The sequence below is a fragment of the Alteromonas salexigens genome, from assembly GCF_025628895.1.
Taxonomy (GTDB): domain Bacteria; phylum Pseudomonadota; class Gammaproteobacteria; order Enterobacterales; family Alteromonadaceae; genus Alteromonas; species Alteromonas salexigens.
In genome coordinates, this window is the sequence record NZ_JAOTJC010000006.1 from 535,437 (window position 1) to 553,577 (window position 18,141).

An 18,141-nucleotide genomic window follows, 5' to 3' on the forward strand; every position below is an offset into this window, starting at 1 on the left:
CGTTGCGACGCGTTATTCGATGATCCATACAGTGGCAGAGGACGCAGGCAAAGTCAGGCTTTGCGCTAGTGGCTGCTGCGACTCACCGAGACGACGAATGTTATCGTAGCCGGTTAACATGGACGAAAAACGTGCCAGTGGCAATGCTTTCGACTCGGCGTTTTTATTCAGTACGACCATGACTTTGGCATCGCCGGCATGTTCAGTGTGGCGAAAATACACATATACCCCATCGTCTGGCGTATAGTGCGTCAGTTTGCCTGCAAAAACCTGCGGATACTGCTGGCGAAGCTTGAGCATTGACTTGATACGGTCTTGTGCCCACACCTGCTGGTCTGTCAGCCCTTCGCCCGTGAACGCGTTAATCTTATCGTCGGGCCAGCCACCTGGGAAATCACTACGAATAATGCCGTGATCCTCTGTGCCGGGATTTGCCATGAGTATTTCAGTGCCATAAAACACCTGCGGAATGCCGCGCATAGTCAGCACTGTCGTCATCGCCATATCCCACAGCGCCGGATCTTCATCCAGTTGCGAATAAATACGACTCATATCGTGGTTATCCGCGAACACCACCAGATTGTAGGGGTCACCATACACAAAGTCACTGGCCAGAATTTCGTATAGCGTACGCAGTCCGGAAGACCAGCTCTCGCTGTTTTTCAACGCTTCTGTCAGGGTAGCCTGCAACGGGAAGTCCATCACGCTCGGTAAGGCGCTTTCATAGTCATCGTGACGCTGTGAACCCGCCTGCCAATACGCAGTGATCAGCGGGTTTACGGTCCACTCTTCACCCACAATGTTCAGGTTCGGATATTCTTGCATCAGCCGTGCGGTCCAGTCAGACAAGAATGCTTTATCTGAATATGAGTAAGTGTCCACCCGTATCCCGCTGAGGCCGGCATATTCTACCCACCAAATCGCATTTTGAATAAGGTACTGTGCCAGGTGCGGATTACGCTGGTTAAGGTCAGGCATAGTGGGCACGAACCAGCCATCGTTGAAGGCGACCTTGTCTGACTCGACGCCATGGGGATCGTGCAACGCCTCACGTCGATGCGAGGTAGGCACAAATTTACCGTCGTTATTTATCCAGTCTTCAGCCGGTGGATCCTGCATCCACTGGTGACCACTGCCAATATGATTAAGGATCACATCCATGATCACGCCCACACCGTGCTGCTCGGCTTGTTGGCTGAATTCCCTGTACAGTTCATTACTGCCAAACCTGGGATCTATCCGGTAGTAGTCGGTGGTGGAGTAACCGTGGTATGAGTAAGCATCCATGGCGTTTTCCAGTAACGGCATGGTCCACACCTGGGTAAAGCCCATATCACTGATGTAATCCAGCCGATCTATCATCCCCTGTATATCACCACCATGACGGCCGCCCTTGTCATCACGGTCAGCCTTGTCTACATACCCGGCCACTGAATCATTCGACAAGTCGCCGTTAGCAAACCGGTCGGGGGTAATGAGATAAATTACATCAGTCTGATTAAAACCTTCCCGTTGCGATGACCCCTCTTCGCGGGTCTGAAGCTGATAGTTAACCGTTACGGGATCGCGATCGCTAAAGGTGAATGTAAGAGGAATGACACCCGGCTTTGCCTGTTCGGTATCCAGAGTAACAAACAAATAATTATTGCTGTCCTGCCGGACACTGGAGAGCACTTTTACTCCCGGATAGTCTGCCTTCACGCTGGCTTCTGCAATACCGGGTTCGTGGATCATCAGTTCCACCGTAGGACTCACCATGCCGGCCCACCAGTTTGGTGGCGCAACTTCTACAGCTTGCACCGGCCATGCCAGCGCAGCGGCGAGTGTGGTACTTAAAGCACAATAACGCATCTCATTACTCCCTTAGCTTGCCCGTTCACCGCCAGACATTCCTCTGCGAAAACAGGCTATCAGTACCCCACTTAATCAGGGGTGTGATAAATTTGTAGGTCAGACTTCCCATCAGTGTTAACAGGACGTTAAGATAGACACAAATAGTACCTTTGTCGTGTCCGCAGACCAACCGACTGCATACGTATTCACCGCTGCAGGCCAGTAAAATCAATAATAACGGGGATAACAGGCCCCTTTCTTCAAGCACTTCTGATTGGCAGACCACTATACCCGTGAATAATCCAGACTACCCAGACCATATAGTAATTGCAGGAGGCGGATCCGCTGGCTGGATATCTGCCAGCCTGATTAGCCACCATTTCCGCCATGCTCACACCCGCATTACGCTAATAGAGTCGCCCCAGATAGGCACCGTGGGTGTAGGCGAAGGATCTACACCTCATCTAAAACAGCTGTTTACAACACTGGGTATAGAAGAGTCGGTATGGATGGCGGCGTGCAGCGCCACCTACAAAAACGGCATTCAGTTTGAACAATGGTACAAGGAAGGCGCACCTGGCTATTTTCACCCTTTTCCCAGCGCAATCGACCATGCCACTGCCCGGGAATTTCTGATTGCCTGTGAGCGCCGCAGACAGGGTTATAATTGCACCACTGTATCTGATGAATACTTTCTGGCCAGCTGGCTCACCCGACATTATAAGTCACCCAAAACCAATGCAGGTGAGCAGCAGGTTGCTATAAACTACGCCTATCATTTTGATGCGGGGAAGCTTGCTGACTTTTTAAGAGATGTCTCGGTAAAACAAGGTGTTACCCACATCCAGAGCACTATAGACGAGGTTACGCGTAACCAAAAAGGCGACCTCGCGACCCTCCACCTGGCTAATGGCGATACAATAAAGGCGGATTTCTTCCTGGACTGTACCGGTTTCAGCAGCCGGTTGCTGCAAAATGCTCTGGAAGTGCCCTTTGTCAGTTATGCCGACAGTCTGTTTAACGATCAGGCGGTGGCGGTCGCAACAGGACCCACCGCGACGCCATTACCGGCAACCCGGTCAGTGGCGATGACGAACGGGTGGCGCTGGGAAATTCCGCTTACTAGCCGGGTTGGTAATGGCTATGTGTTTGCATCAGATTTTGAAAGCCCGGAGGATGCAAGTGACCGCTTAATGGCTCAGCTCGGCCGGAAACAAGTTAATGCAGACAGCATACGGCATATCAGGATTAAGGTTGGCCGGGTAAGTGAGTGTTGGTCATACAACTGCCTGGCGGTGGGTTTGAGCCAGGGGTTTATTGAGCCACTGGAAGCTACAGCCCTGCATTTGGTGCAGGAAACCGTGGAACAGTTTTTATCGGCCTGGTCAGCGGGCAACTATAGTCCGCAGCACCAGCTGCAGTTTAATCAGTTAATGGCCGACCGCTTTGATGGGATCCGTGACTACATCGTTGCCCATTATCACCTGTCATCAAGGCAAGGCCCTTACTGGAACACAGTGCGCCATGAGGCCAGGCTTTCCGATACACTGCAGGCCCTGTTGCAATGCTGGCAGGAGGGCGGGAACCTGATCCAGTTTATAGAACAGGAAAACATCGGCCATTACTACTCGCCGGTATCCTGGTATTGCCTGCTCAGCGGCTATCAGCTGTTTCCAGTATTGCGTAACTCTGAGTCGCCGAGGCCCCCTCTTACAGCTATCCAGGCCACGCTGACTAAATGGGGCGCACGGTTCCAGCCACATAACGCTGTACTTCATGCCACACCATAAAAAACGCCGCCCGGCTAGTGCCCGGCGGCGCTTTTATTTAAGTCATTAAAGACTGTGTAAATTAACGGTTACCAATGCACCGTAAACTCACCGTGACCTTGTAACCGCTGGTTCACATGCAATGTTTTCGAAGACGCATCCCAGTACACCGCACTGTTTTTATCAGTGCTTACCGCTACCTTGTCCGACAACATGACATCCTCAGGTTGCTGCGTTAACCCATGCAGTACCCACTCCAGCTCTCTGTTTGTCGGCATACGGTCATAGCCGCCCGTAGTGAGCATCTGTACGCGCATGCTGTCTGACTGACGCTGATGTATCACCTGTCCGGTCATAAACGCATTATCTTTCAGGGAGTCCACTCGTTTGCCGTCATCTTCATAATAATGGTACTGATGCTCAACCCCCTGCTCGCCAGCCCAGACATGCATTGTCATTTGAGAAAAGTCAGCCTCAGCAGTAGTACTGGCAGCGTCAAGCATAGGTACCACGCCACCGGCTTTTACCATTACCGGTATCTGGGTTAAGGACGCAGGCACTGACACAGGTTTACCGCCGGTATAGATTTCGTCGGTATAAAAGTGATACCAGGTGCCTGGGGGCAAGTCCACCATCCACTCGCTTACACCGGCTTCAGTGACCGGTGAAATCAGCAGGTTTTCACCCCAGTAATAACTGTCTTTGTTCGTAAACCAGGCATCGCCTTCGTGATAGAAAGACAGCGGACGCATCATCGGCATGCCGGTCAGGCTGTTCTCGATCGAGAGCGCATAATTGTAAGGCAGCATCTGATACCGCAAGCGGATAAGATCCCGGGCCTGGGCTACTGTCTGCTGATCATGATAAACAGGTTCTGGCGCAATATCCTCCTGGGCATGAGGCCGGAACACCGGTGAGAATACGCCTAATTGCAACCAGCGTTGATACAACTCAGCATCAAACTCGTCCCCGCCGGCGAAACCACCAAGGTCACTGTGGGTATAGGCAAGCCCGAAGACCCCCATCTGCAGCGCCAGCTCAACCTGTGGTTTCAGGCCGCCCCAGCTGCGGCTCACATCGCCGGTCCAGGGGATCATTCCGAACCGCTGACTGCCCACAAAGCCACTGCGCATTAATACAAACGGGCGTTTGTCAGGCTGAATATCCAGACTGTGTTCATACACCATCTGCGCCCAGCGGTGGCCATAGGCATTGTGTACCGCATCTGCGGTATATAAACTTCCGTCAACATTGTGCAATGTATCACCCGGGTGGACTTCCGGTTCACCCAAATCACCCCACCAGCCTGCTACGCCCTGCTCTGCCAGCTTAGTATAATATTGCTTGAACCAGTCCCGACCCGCCGGGCTAAACACATCTACCAGCCCGGTATTGCCGAAGTAAAAATCGAAGGTTTTTACTTCGCCATCCAGTGACTTGGCAAGCGCATCTGCCTGTACCGCACTGTCGAAGTGTGAGGAGGTAGTCAGCACGAACGGTTCAGTGATAACAATGGTCTGCACGTCCTGTTCGCGAAAATCGGCCATCATGCCGTCGGGATCGGGGAAGGCTTCACGATCCCAACTCAGGTTACCCATATGCCCTTTTACATCTTTCCCAAACCAATATAAATCCAGCACTACCCCATCCAGCGGGATATCAGCGTCCTGATACCTTTTTACCACATCCCGGGTCTGACTCTCGTTTCGGTACCCGAATCGGGAGGCGAAATTACCCAGCGCCCAACGCGGCGGTAACGGTTGTTTGCCGGTCACTGAGACCAGGTTACGGGATACATCTGCGAGATTTTCACCCAGCGTCACCAGGTAAGCAGTACGACCCGCGCGCGCATCGAACTGTAATACGTCTGCTTCACTGTGGCCTATATCCAGATTACCGGACGCGGAATTGTCAAATACTACGGCGTAATTTTCTGAGGACATGACTGCGGGCAGCGAATAATACATCTGGTTAGACTCAGTGGTGTAGCCATAATGTGCGCGATTATACAGGGGCATTTTATGTCCCCTGCGATCCATGCCCAGCACCCGTTGCCCGCCACCGTACAGTTGCTCATCCGGTTGCAGGGCAAACCGGAACCCACGCAGGCTGTCTACATGGAAAAAGCCTTTCTCCTCACTGAGGCGGTGTTCATTGTCAAAATAAAATGCCAACTGAAACGGCGATTCAGATACCCGCGCAGTGACCCGGCCGTAGCTGAATGTTGTTCCCTCTGGAGCCTTCCCAACCTTGACAGGCTTTACAGAAACCTCGGCGGGAAGTGCCATGGAAGGGAGTTGTTTTTCGTCGGCACGGTACAGCACTTCAACGGTATTATGCCCAAGGAACGACACTCTTACCTTGCTGTTATCATCCAGCGTTAACAGGATGCGGTGATCACTGACATGGTGAGAAACCAGAGACTGCGCCATCGTGGTCACCGACACGCAAGCCATACTCAGCCCTATCAGGACCCAGGATAAAACGTTATTCATGGTGTTGTTCTGCTTTGTTATCAAAATTGGTTAGAAAACCCAGAAATGCCAGCGCAGGCGTCACCTGCCCGCGCCAGAATGCTTCATTATGCTCGGCACCGGCAATCACGGTGGCCCTGAGTGCTTCGTCAGGGTGTTGCTGGGCAAGATGCAGGCTTGCCATCGCTTGCATGCCATCCACCATCTGACTGCCTTCTTTTTCCCCCACATTCATATACACACGATGGCTGTCCGGCAAAGGATGTGCTTCGGCAAATTCAAAACTGCTCTGTGAATACCAGTACGAGGGGGAAAATACTGCTGCCCGGGAGAATATGTCAGGTCGCGCCACTATCGCATAATGGGACATCAAACCGCCCATTGAACTGCCCATGATGCCAGTATGAGCCGCTGCGGGGCGGGTTCGGTAATGACTATCCACGTAGGGCTTAACGGTCTCCGTGATAAATTGCAGATAGGTATCACCGCTTGCGTCGCCAAAGCGGCTATTCGTCCACGGACTCAACTCCTGCATACGCTTGTCACCACCATGATCCACAGCCACCACAATGGGCACGCCAACGCCCTCAGCATGCAAAGCATCGAGTGTCTCATCCACCTGCCACTCCCCCGCGTAACTGGTTTCCTTACTGAACACGTTCTGTCCATCATGCATATACACTACCGGATAGCGGGATGAGCTGGTGGTGTAATCGGGCGGCAGGTAAACCCAGATACGCCGATCGCTGCCATCGGGGTATTGCACGGCCTCTGGTAACACAGTGACGTGCTCTGATACCGAGTTATCAGCGGTGGTCTGGGCTGACGGGGGATCAACTGTCGATGAACTTTGCTGGCTGGTGCCCGGCTTCTGTTCGCTACAGCCCATTAATACACCTGCCAGCGCCACGGCAACATAGAGTTTAGAACTCATAAACAGCTGACTCCAGCGGCCCTAATTCCAGGGTTATCGTCTGCCCGCTCTCGCCCACTGTGGCGGACACGTCAGAAGATAACAAAGCGTCGAAAGGGGTGCCGCTGTTCAAACCCAGTTCAGATGCTAACTGTTCCGGGACAGTCAAAGTAAGCTTGCGGGTTTGCGAGGCAAAATTAGTTACCACCAATAACCGGCTGTCCCCGGTATACCGTACAAACGCCATTTGCTGCTCGCTATACTCACTGTCATTGTTCAGGCTACTGGCATGCAGACTGGCAAACTCACCGTTCATAGCTGGATGCGAGGCTGAAATTTGCATGACCTCGATATAAAACGCCCGCAGCGCCCTTTCTTTATCAGAGAGCTGACCGCCATCGAATTTGCCGTCATTCATCCAGCGCTGATGCGCAGGAACGCCCGCATAATCAAAGATAGTGGTGCGGGTAGGATCGCCAAAGCCGGTCTCTTCGCTGCCGTCTTCCCCCACATCCTGACCAAAATACAACATGGTAGGAGAGCGGCTGATCAGTGCAGATACCACCAATGCGGGTTTACCTTTTTCTGCATCGCCGGCAAAATCCGGGCTGGCAATACGCTGTTCATCGTGGTTTTCAAGGAAATGCAACATGCTCGGTGCTATTTTTCCGTGAGCTTCCTGAATCGCCACTAAGTCCGAGACTTTGCCACTTCCCTGCATAATGGTTTTCAGGGTGTCGTAAAACTCTACCTTGTCGTACAGATAATCCATTTTGCCTTTATTCAGGTAGGCGCGGTAAAGATGCGGCTGATACACCTCAGCCAGTAAAAATGCATCCGGGTTCCGCATCTTGATGGCACTGTTTAAGAATGACCAGAACTCCACCGGCACCATTTCAGCCATGTCGTAACGGAAACCATCTACACCTTTATCCAGCCAATAGAATGCGATATCGCGAAATTTGTACCAGGAATCGGGTAATGATTTATCCCGCCAGAATTCAGCGTGCGCCTCTACACCTTTTTGTGCATAGTCATCGGGTAGCGTAGGGAAATCATAGCTGCCGTCGGGTTTTACCCCGTAGTTTACTTTAACCGTTTCATACCAGTCGTTCTGATCCGGTTGTGCAGCACGGGCGCCATTGCCCGTCCATTTAGCAGGCGTTTCGTCGAACTTGCCGTCGGCCAGGGGGTGCGGATGACCGCCCAGCACCTGGTAATTATCTTTGGGTTCAGGTACCCGGAATGACTCGCCTACCACGTAATAAAAATTGTTATCTCTGGCGTACTCCACCGTCGTATTGTCATTGGCACCAAAATCACTGACGCCTTCCGGCGCACTCAGCGACTCATACTGCCTGGCCACATGGTTTGGAACGATATCGATGATCACCTTCATGCCATGCTCATGGGTTCGCTCAATCAGAGCTTCAAATTCCGCCAACCGGTTGGCCGGATCGTCAGCCAGATCGGGGTTTACATTGTAGTAATCTTTAACCGCGTACGGCGAGCCCGCCCGTCCTTTAATAACATCCGGGTCATCCAGTGAGATACCGTATTCGGTGTAGTCGGCAACGATGGCATGATGGGGAACGCCGGTGTACCAGATGTGCGTGGTACCCAGTTCTTTTATTCCGGTTAACGCAGTATCCGTAAAATCACTGAACTTACCAACCCCATTTTCTTCCCGTGTGCCCCAGGGCACATTGTTGGTGTTGGTATTTCCGAACAGGCGGGTAAATACCTGATACACCACAGGCTTCCCCTTTTTTGCGGGTTCGGTCTGGTTAGCCGGTGCGGGTTTCATTGATTGGGTATCTTGTTGTTGTGAGCCCTGTCCGGAGCAGGCGGCAAGGGTCAGTGCCAGGGTGATAGTGGCAACCAGCCGGTTGCGCCGGGGAACGGTATCAAAGTCCATCTGTTATTCCTGTAAGTTCAAGAGTAAGACAAGAATACAGGTTAAAAAGATGTTACGACAATTACATACGTATTCAGCCGATAACTTTGTCAGGCAGCCCGGCGACGTTTTTGCTGTTGCTTCTTCACTTGTGCAGTGCGGTTATGGTAATTCGACAGCGCGTGACCGAATTCTGGTACGCCGTCCAGTTCTACCATAATTTTTCTTTGAAAACGGCGTAATGCCGGCGAAATCTGCTGCATAAATTCGGCTGGCGACAATTGATAGGCCGCCCGAGAACCATGGTAATCCACCTCATTGCCAAGCTGCTGAAAGCTGATCCCCAGTAAACGCATGCTGCGTGCCAGCTTAGGCTCCATCATTACATAAACATTTTCTACATCCCGGATCAGGCAAATACTCGCTGCGAAAAAATACAACGCCATCGACAAATACGGAAACGAGCGGGACGCATGTTGATTGACCAGATTTTTCTTGGAATGCTTGCCCGTGACAGGAGAAAGTTTACTGTCAGACTGACGGCGACGAAATCGTTTGGGAATGGCCAGCCGGGAGACTTCACAGATTGAATGTCGGGGGTAACGCTGTGGACTGTGTTCGTCAAAACGGATTGCCTGAGGGCAATTTTGTTCCAATGGCAACAACTGTCCGGGGTGTACTGGCATGACCAGCCGAATCGTCCCCGCGCAATCGCCGGTGGCTTTGTGCTTTATATAACAACTCAGCGCATAGTCGTCGAATTCGTCGGTTTCCAACCCCGACTGACGTACCGGTTCAAACCCCATTTCTTCACAATAAACCTGGTGGCGGGTTTTGTAACATTCCCGCTGAGACGCCTCATCAGTGGCAACCACTAATGTAAAATGCTCAAAAAAATGACTGGCAATGGCATCAACCGTTTTGTTCACCTTGCGGCGGATAACAGGTCGCACAACATGTCGCACGCCGGGGGCGTGTTTTACTCTGTTTAAAATGTTCAAAAGTCGGCGCTTCACCCGTACCTCAACTCTTCATTATTGCGTTGTTGTTGGGACACTATCCATGTGGGGTTTTTGACGGATCATAATGATCCAAGGTCGAATGCCCTACACTGCCTGAATCTAACTACGCTGTAAACCATACCTATGTATACAAGCGCATACGCAACTGGTTTGTGTTAGATCAATAAAGAGGGAATTTTTTACGCAACTCTATGAAATTATGACAGAACCCGGGTGCGGTTATTCTGATCACGACTTTGCCGGATTCTTTCATTGCTCGCGTCATAGCGACGCTTTGACATTCTGTCGTACAGTAAAACATTCGCGGTAGCCGCCAGATTCATACAATGAAAAGTAGGCACATATACCACATCGTCAGCGCGGGACAGTATATTCTCGTTGACGCTGCCATCTTCCGGGCCAAAGACATAAAACGCGTTGTCCGGGTGGGAATATTCAGGAAGCGGAATAGCGCCTTCAACCAACTCCACCACCACCACCTTCGACGCCGTTGGTTTACACTCAAACAAGTCTTCCACCCCTATGGTGGGGATCATCTTATGGAAGGCACGGGTATCCGCATTGAAATCTTTTGCATACCGGTAACGCTGCCCTGTATAGAGCACGTGGTCTACCCCATAACATCCCGCAGCACGCAGAATAGACGCCACATTGACGGCTGACTTTGGATTCACCAGCCCCAGGCTGACATGAGCACTCACCAGCATATTCTCCTTAGAACAGAGTATAAATGAACGTCGCCAATGACGATTGCTGAGTTGCCACAACCAGACCACCCAGTAAGGCCAGAATAACGATGATAGGCATCAACCACATCTTCTTGCGTACGCGTAAAAACGCCCAGAGGTCTTGAATAAACTCCACCATGTTAAAACGGCTCCCGTAAATGTTGTTCGTTGGGCTCGTGAGCCCGGTCTGTCCAGAATGATTTGCTGGCCGAATCAGGGCGGCGATTATACTGTAATTTCCGGAAAAGGCGCAGTGTAATACCAATAGGGGTAATTACCACAAAAAACACCAGCCCCAGCAGCAGGCGGGTATTGAGGTAATTCATTACACTGGCAAAGACCATCCACAGTCGGTAGACAGGATATACCGCCACGGGAAAAAATATGGCCGAAACGGTGAGCGGCAACACCACAACTGCGAGCCACCAGGGTGACGGTGTAGCGAATAGCCAGGGTAACAGAACACAGAAAACCATCGTTATCACCAACGCCATTCCTAAACCAAAATGTCTTAGCGCCTGATGGTCGGTGGCGGGTACTGTGGGTAACCAGAAATTATTCATTAATCTTTCTCAAATGTGATGGTTTTCGCCCGGGCAATCGCAGCTTCAGTGGCAGCTGATTTATCAATGATGAGAGACCCCAATACCAGATAGTCCATATCCGTCGCCAAAAAACACCGGATGGCGTCGTCCGGAGAGCACACAGGCGGTTCGCCGCGTACGTTAAAAGACGTATTGATTACCAAGGGCACCCCGCCGGCGTCAGCAAATGCTTCTATGAGCGCGTGAAAGCCTGCAGAAGTTGCTTTATCTACTACCTGTACTCTGGCTGAGTAATCAATATGCGTGACCGCAGGGATACTTGAGCGTACCGCGTTGACGCGTGCCAGGCCTTGCAGATCGGTATTGTCAGGTAAAATCAGATGCGGCTGCACCCGGGCCACTTCCAGCATGTAAGGATTTCCCGGCTCGGCATCAAAATAGTCTTTCAAAGACCCTCTGAGTACAGCCGGCGCAAACGGCCTGAACGATTCCCGCTGCTTAATTTTCACGTTCATTGTTCGCTGCATTTGGGAGCTTTGTGGATTCCCCAGTATGGAGCGGTTACCCAGCGCCCGAGGGCCGTACTCTGCCCGTCCCTGGAACCAACCCACGACCTTGTCGGCCAGCAACAGGTCTGCCACACGTCGATGCAGTTCGGCCGTCTCGATAAAGTGCGGTGTCAGGTCCCAGTGTTTGCATGCAGCCCTCATCTCATCTTCCGTATAAGCTGGCCCTAATTGGGCGCCTTGCATCGAATCCACACTGGGTTTTACGGCGTCAGGCTGACGAATATACCAGGCACTCAGCGCTGCACCCAGTGCGCCGCCGGCGTCCCCCGCTGCAGGCTGGATCCAGATATCATCGAACAGACCGCTTTGTCGCAGTTTGCCATTGGCTACACAATTCAGGGCGACGCCACCAGCCAGACAAAGATGACGGGCGCCAGTAAGCTGCCGGGCGTGGCGGGCAATATTCTCGACAATATGCTCCGTGACCTGCTGTATAGAGGCTGCCAGATCCATACAGCGTTGATCCGGGGCTTTGTCCTGTGGCCAGGGAGGGCCGTCAAATAACTGATGGAATCGTGCACTGGTCATAGCGTGCCCGGTTTCAAAGTCGAAGTAATCCAGATTGAGCGCAAAGCTGCCATCGTCTTTAACGGTCACCAGATTTTGAAGAATGGTGTCGGTATAACGAGGCGTACCGTAAGGCGCCAGGCCCATGAGCTTATATTCCCCACTGTTTACCCTGAAGCCACAGTAGTAGGTAAATGCGGAATATAATAAGCCCAGCGAATGGGGAAACTGCAACTCTTTAAGCAGCTTTAATTTGCTTCCCTTGCCTTCCCACACCGAAGAGGTTGCCCATTCCCCCACCCCATCCAGACACACGACCGCAGCATGGGTGAAGGGTGAGGGGAAATAAGCAGACGCAGCATGACTCTGGTGATGTTCTGTAAAATTCAGCGGTGGCAGCTGCTCTCGTCGTAAGCCAGGTTGCAGCGCCAGCAGCTCTCTGCGCAACACCTGTTTCAGATAGAGTTTTTCTTTCAGCCATACTGGCATGGCCTTCAGAAAGGTGCTGAAACCCCGCGGTGCACGAACCAGAAAGGTTTCCAGCAACCGTTCAAACTTCAGTAGTGGCTTATCATAAAATACAACGCAATCAAGTTCTGCAAGACTGCACCCCGCCTCTTTCAGACAGTATTGAATGGCGCGGGCGGGAAAAGCCGGATCATGTTTTTTGCGGCTGAAGCGCTCCTCCTGCACGGCGGCAACAATCTCGCCGTCCTTTATAATGGCGGCTGCACTGTCGTGGTAGTACGCGGAGATCCCCAGAATATAGCTCATAGCTTATTGTTATTATTGTGTGAACAGGCTCTACAGTGGAGCATACCTCAACAAAAAGATTCGTCCTAGTGCTTCGCCGCTGCATACGTATCCAGCTTGCGCTTGGCTGACTTGTCAGCGTATTGTGTATACTTTTGTTATTGTTAATTAAATGTATTATGCCAGCCTCACCGAAAGCCACATCAAGATGGTTCACACTTATCGCATTACTCATTCCGGTTCTGGTACTCGCTGCAGTTGAGGGTGGCCTGCGGATCGCCGGATTCGGCAAAACATACCCGTTGTTTGTCCCAGCCTCTCAACCGGGATATTTAGTTCCTAACCCTGAACTCATTCAGCGTTACTTCCATGTCGGTGCGCCCGCGCCCAATGTGAGCCCGGATACTTATTATTTTGAAAAAAACAAGCCGGCTGACCAGTTGCGTATAGTGTTGATGGGCGGGTCTACTGCGGCAGGCTTTCCCTACGGACGTTTCGGGTCTCCGGCCGGACTGCTTGAGGCACGGTTACAGGCAGAATACCCAAACCTGGATGTGCGGATTATCTCTGTGGCCATGTCCAGTGTGAACAGTTATACCCTTCGGGACATTACTGATGAAGTTATCGGCATTCAGCCAGATGCAGTGTTAATTTACGCCGGGCACAATGAATATCTGGGCGTCATGGGTGCCGGGTCCGTGTACGCTGGCTTTGGCAGTCACTTCGCCAATGTCATGTTTTTAAAACTGAAAGAACTGCGTTTATTTCAGGCACTACAATGGCTAATGCAACCGCGCAGTCAACCAACGCCTGGCAATGGCGATGCCCGCACGGTAATGGCGCAGGTCGCGCAAAGTCAGCATATCCCATATAACTCCGCGGTGTTTAAAGCTGGTGAATTCCAGTTTACCGATAATATGGCTGCCGTACTGTCACAGCTAAATGATGCCGGCGTGCCCACACTGGTATCCAGTATTGCCGCCAACTTACAGCATCAACCGCCGTTTGCTTCAGCGCCTCTGGCAAACTCTGACTCCAATTCCATTTCATCTGCGGCAACAAACACGCTTTCCTCTCAGCACGCTGACGCTCTTGCCGGGATCGCTTCCGCAGACGTACATTATCGCTTGGCTAGTGCGGCCCTGCCAGACTCACCGGGGCTGGCGCTTACCCATTTTATCCACGCCATGGATGCGGATTTACTGCGTTTTCGCGCCCCGTCGCACTTTAATACATTGCTTAAACAGTTAGCCCACACTCCTCACGCAACATGGGTAGACAGTTATTCCCTGCTGGCCGCCCACAGTCCGAACGACATTATTGGCGAATCGTTAATGCTGGAGCACCTGCACCCCAATGAAAAGGGGTACTTTCTGATTGCCGAGGCTTTTTACCAGCAGTTAAAAGCACAGCATATTCTCCCTGAACCAGTGCACTCATTGTCCGCAGATGAAGCCTGGCAGCAACGGCCACTCACCGCAGTCGATGCCCGGGTAACCGAACTGAAGATAGCCAATCTTACCTCTGACTATCCGTTTCAACGCAGCCACACGCCGTTTACACCACCAGCGGCCAACTCTGCTGTGGGGCGCTTTGCGCTGGCACGCTATAATGGCACACCATGGTTGGCTCAACAGCCCCGTTTGCTGACCTGGTATCAGCAGCAAGAGGACTGGGAGAGTGCCGCTAATGTGGCCGCCGCACTTGCCAGCGCCTTACCATTCAAAGCTGACATTGCTCAGGTAGCGGCACAATTGTCATTACGGGCAGGTCGCCCTTTCCGAGCCTGGTATTTCGCCCGTCAGGCAGTAACTCATGATAATAATTCACTCATGTACCAGCTAACACTGGCAGAAAGTCTGTTTAAGGCCGGTCAGAAATCTGCGGCTATTCGTCAGCTTCGCGCTGCAAAAGAGCAATTCCCTGACAGCCAGCGGCCTGACTACTTTTTACAACAACTGGGAGCCAGCTAATGACAGTGGGCAGACAATGGCTGTTTCGCATTATCGCTTTATTGATCCCCGTTATCGCCTTGCTGTTACTGGAGGGTGGGCTGCGCCTGGCTGGGTTTGGCGGAAAGCTCGCATTGTTTATCGACAACCCCGCCCACGACGATTATCTGTTACCCCGTCCGGATATTCTGAACCGGTATTTTCCTGAGGAAGTGGTGCCCAGGGTTACCATGGAGGCTAATTTCTTTCTACGCGACAAACCCGACAATGGCCTGCGTATATTCGTGCAGGGCGGATCCACTGCTGCTGGATTCCCATACGGGCTGGGTGCATCATTGGCAGGCATGCTGGAGGGGCGCCTAAGACAGTCTTACCCGCAGCGGCAGGTGGAAGTGGTCAATACGGCAATGTCTGCGGTGAACAGTTATTTACTGGCTGACCTGGCGGATGAAATCGTCTCACAACAACCTGATGCCGTATTAATTTATGCCGGACATAACGAATATCTGGGTATTTTTGGTGTTGGTTCGCACTTTCAATTTGGCGGCCCCTGGATCACGCGGGCTTACCTCAACCTTTATCAGATTGCCATTGTCGACGCCCTGCAATCTTTGTATTACACCCTGCTCCCCATCACACAGACAAACGAGAGCGGGCGCACGTTTATGGCGCAGGTCGCCAGTGACACCGTCATTCCATTCCGCTCCCCCCGTTACCAACAAGGGCTTCAGCAGTTTGAAACCAATATGCGTAAGACCCTGTCTGTCTATCAGGAGGCCGGGGTTCCCGTCTTCATAAGTACTATCGCCAGTAATGTTCGGGATCAACCGCCGTTAGGGAGCACAGACACCAGTGACTACCGGGCTGATGTGGCCTTCAAAAAAGGTCAGGAGGCCCTTCGGCGAGGTAATCTGACCATGGCCAGCCAGCACTTGCGGCGGGCACGGGATTACGACACATTGCGTTTTCGGGCACCCTCCGATATTAACACGATCATCCGGAAGCTGGCGCAACTCCCCGGGGTCACCCTGGTTGATGCTGAAGCCCGGCTTCGCCAGCGCAGCGAGGACGGTATCATCGGTAATACACTGATGCTGGAACACTTGCATCCCAATGTCCCTGGCTACTTTCTGCTCGCCGATACATTTTATCAGGCGCTGCATTCCTCCCGCCTGGCTACCGGCACATATATTTCAACGGCTGAGGCCTGGCGTCACCGGCCCCTGCTGGCCGCAGAAGAATATGCGGGATACGCGCAAATTCAGGCACTTAAAGCCGACTTTCCGTTTTCTGCAACGCCCGTTCCGATCAAACTGGCACCGCCTGAAGACCAAGAGCAGCAATTGGGGAAACAGTATTTTGAACAGGCCATCAGCTGGCGGAAAATGGTAGCGTCACTCCGGGAACTATACCTGCAACAGGGGAACACGCCACTGGCTATTAAAGCGACCATGCTGTTGGCAGACGCCCTGCCCCATGATCCTCTCACCAACGAACAGGCCGCCGACATGCTGTTTAAACATCAGCGCCACGCAGAGGCACTGCATTATTATCGGCGGGCTGAGCGCGCGGGAAGTATTACTTCCCACCTTACCAGTCGCATGGGGCTACTGGAGAAACGTCTGCGTTAGCGGGTAATTGCGGGTTCCAGCAACCGGCCTACGCGTTCCGCTACAGCATCACTTAACGCGTGCACCGTTACCAGCTCTGTAGCCGCAGCAATGTCAGGAGCAAAATAGCGATCTTTATCATAGAAGGTCACTTTGGTGCGTAGCAGGTCATGCACTTCTTGTAGCCCCTCACTGGTAGTAAGTGGACGACGGAAGTCAACTCCCTGCGCCGCGGCAAGCCATTCTATGCCGAGGATCCCGGCGACATTCTCAAAAATATCCTTGAGTCGCCGGCCGGCAAAGGTTGCCATGGACACATGGTCTTCCTGGTTAGCCGAGGTCGGCAACGAGTCAATGGACGCCGGATGGGCCAGGGTTTTATTTTCACTGGCCAGCGCCGCACAGGTTACCTGAGCAATCATAAAGCCGGAATTTACTCCGCCATTATCCACCAGAAATGCCGGTAGACCACTTAAATTGGAGTCTATCAACAATGCCATTCGGCGCTCTGATAACGCGCCGATTTCTGACAGCGCAATGGCAATCATATCGGCGGCCATTGCCACCGCTTCGGCGTGAAAATTTCCACCGGACAATATGTCCGACGAATCAGCAAATACCAGCGGGTTGTCCGACACACCGTTGGCTTCAGTTTGCAGGGTATCGGCCGCGAATCGCAGTTGCTGCAGACACGCGCCTAATACCTGGGGCTGGCAGCGGAGTGAGTACGGATCCTGCACTTTTTCACAGCCCGCATGGGCGTTTCCTATTTCTGACTCATCCAGTAAAGCACGAAAGCCGTGGGCTATATCCTGCTGTGCCTGGTGTCCGCGTACCGCGTGGATGCGGTCATCGAATGGAACCCGGGAGCCCTGCGCCGCCTCTACACTCAGTGCACCTATCGCCATGGCACTGTACAAGGCGTTTTCGGCGTAGAATAAACCCTCAAGCGCAAACGCTGTAGAGGCCTGTGTGCCATTCAGTAGCGCCAGGCCTTCCTTCGGTGCCAGCGCCACGGGGGTTAACCCGGCACGTTCCAGCCCTGCTTTTGCCGCACACAGCTTGCCCTCTATCAGCACCTCGCCTTCGCCAAGCAACACCGCACTCATGTGCGCCAGGGGGGCCAGATCCCCCGACGCCCCAACAGATCCTTTCTGGGGGATCGCCGGCCAGACCTGATGATTGTAAAGTGTGATTAATGCATCAATGACCTCTGCACGGATCCCTGAGTAGCCCCGCGCCAGAGAGTTTATTTTCAGCAGCATCATGAGCCGCACCGTCGAGGGTGACATATACTCACCAATGCCGGCGGCATGCGATAACACAATACTGCGTTGCAGTAATTCTAATTCATGCTCCGGAATGCGGGTATTCGCCAGCAAGCCGAACCCCGTATTAATACCATATACCGTACGCCCCTCTTTAAGCACTTCGGTGACTGTCTGCTCAGCCCGGTGAATAGCCGGGTACGCTTTCTCATCTAACGCAATGGGCTGATGAGCACGGAAGCACTGACGGCAATCATCTAGGGTCAGTGCGCCGGGATACAACGTAAATGTAGCTGACATA

The 18,141-nt window shown here is 52.5% G+C and carries 13 protein-coding genes; 3 read left to right on the forward strand and 10 right to left on the reverse strand.

The genetic code is table 11. The annotated features are described in order from the left end of the window. Window positions 1-12: 12 nt before the first annotated feature. Complete coding sequence (locus OCL06_RS06500) at window positions 13-1,851, reverse strand: glycoside hydrolase family 13 protein (RefSeq protein WP_262992922.1); 1,839 nt, start codon at window positions 1,849-1,851, stop codon at window positions 13-15. A 275-nt stretch (window positions 1,852-2,126) separates the two neighbouring features. Here OCL06_RS06500 and OCL06_RS06505 point away from each other — a divergent pair, with 275 nt between their 5' ends. Further along, window positions 2,127-3,623, forward strand: a complete 1,497-nt coding sequence (locus OCL06_RS06505) for a tryptophan halogenase family protein (RefSeq protein WP_262992923.1) — start codon at window positions 2,127-2,129, stop codon at window positions 3,621-3,623. A 68-nt stretch (window positions 3,624-3,691) separates the two neighbouring features. On the opposite strand, the gene OCL06_RS06510 is transcribed toward OCL06_RS06505, so the two are convergent. The 8 genes from OCL06_RS06510 to OCL06_RS06545 all read right to left on the reverse strand — a co-directional run bounded on the left by OCL06_RS06510 (window position 3,692) and on the right by OCL06_RS06545 (window position 13,031). Beyond that, entirely contained in the window at window positions 3,692-6,097 is a 2,406-nt protein-coding gene (locus OCL06_RS06510) for a glycoside hydrolase family 31 protein (RefSeq protein ID WP_262992924.1), read from the reverse strand. Further along, complete coding sequence (locus tag OCL06_RS06515) at window positions 6,090-7,010, reverse strand: alpha/beta hydrolase (protein WP_262992925.1); 921 nt, start codon at window positions 7,008-7,010, stop codon at window positions 6,090-6,092. The genes OCL06_RS06510 and OCL06_RS06515 overlap by 8 nt, the downstream gene beginning before the upstream one ends. After that, window positions 7,000-8,907 (reverse strand): alpha-amylase family protein, encoded by a 1,908-nt coding sequence (locus tag OCL06_RS06520; RefSeq protein ID WP_373318447.1) that lies wholly within the window; start codon window positions 8,905-8,907, stop codon window positions 7,000-7,002. Before OCL06_RS06520 ends, OCL06_RS06515 begins: the two co-directional genes overlap by 11 nt. Window positions 8,908-8,996: 89 nt before the next feature. Next, complete coding sequence (locus OCL06_RS06525; protein ID WP_262992926.1) at window positions 8,997-9,839, reverse strand: PEP-CTERM/exosortase system-associated acyltransferase; 843 nt, start codon at window positions 9,837-9,839, stop codon at window positions 8,997-8,999. A gap of 266 nt (window positions 9,840-10,105) precedes the next feature. After that, window positions 10,106-10,615, reverse strand: a complete 510-nt coding sequence (locus OCL06_RS06530; protein ID WP_262992927.1) for a TrmH family RNA methyltransferase — start codon at window positions 10,613-10,615, stop codon at window positions 10,106-10,108. A gap of 7 nt (window positions 10,616-10,622) precedes the next feature. Then, window positions 10,623-10,775, reverse strand: coding sequence for a DUF5989 family protein (locus OCL06_RS06535; RefSeq protein WP_262992928.1), 153 nt, complete (start codon window positions 10,773-10,775; stop codon window positions 10,623-10,625). Window position 10,776: 1 nt separating this feature from the next. Then, window positions 10,777-11,199 carry an SxtJ family membrane protein gene (locus tag OCL06_RS06540; RefSeq protein ID WP_262992929.1) on the reverse strand — a complete coding sequence of 141 codons (423 nt, stop codon included), beginning with the start codon at window positions 11,197-11,199 and terminating at the stop codon, window positions 10,777-10,779. After that, window positions 11,199-13,031 (reverse strand): carbamoyltransferase family protein, encoded by a 1,833-nt coding sequence (locus OCL06_RS06545; RefSeq protein WP_262992930.1) that lies wholly within the window; start codon window positions 13,029-13,031, stop codon window positions 11,199-11,201. The genes OCL06_RS06540 and OCL06_RS06545 overlap by 1 nt, the downstream gene beginning before the upstream one ends. Before the next feature lie 158 nt (window positions 13,032-13,189). Here OCL06_RS06545 and OCL06_RS06550 point away from each other — a divergent pair, with 158 nt between their 5' ends. Then, the gene (locus OCL06_RS06550; RefSeq protein ID WP_262992931.1) at window positions 13,190-14,983 is read left to right on the forward strand and encodes an SGNH/GDSL hydrolase family protein; all 1,794 of its coding nucleotides are present in this window, start codon (window positions 13,190-13,192) and stop codon (window positions 14,981-14,983) included. Beyond that, window positions 14,983-16,593 (forward strand): SGNH/GDSL hydrolase family protein, encoded by a 1,611-nt coding sequence (locus OCL06_RS06555; protein WP_262992932.1) that lies wholly within the window; start codon window positions 14,983-14,985, stop codon window positions 16,591-16,593. Before OCL06_RS06550 ends, OCL06_RS06555 begins: the two co-directional genes overlap by 1 nt. On the opposite strand, the gene hutH is transcribed toward OCL06_RS06555, so the two are convergent. Then, a complete protein-coding gene (gene hutH, locus OCL06_RS06560) occupies window positions 16,590-18,140 on the reverse strand; it encodes a histidine ammonia-lyase (protein WP_262992933.1) in 1,551 nt (516 codons plus the stop codon). The two genes, OCL06_RS06555 and hutH, sit on opposite strands and share 4 nt — an antisense overlap. Window position 18,141: the final 1 nt, after the last annotated feature.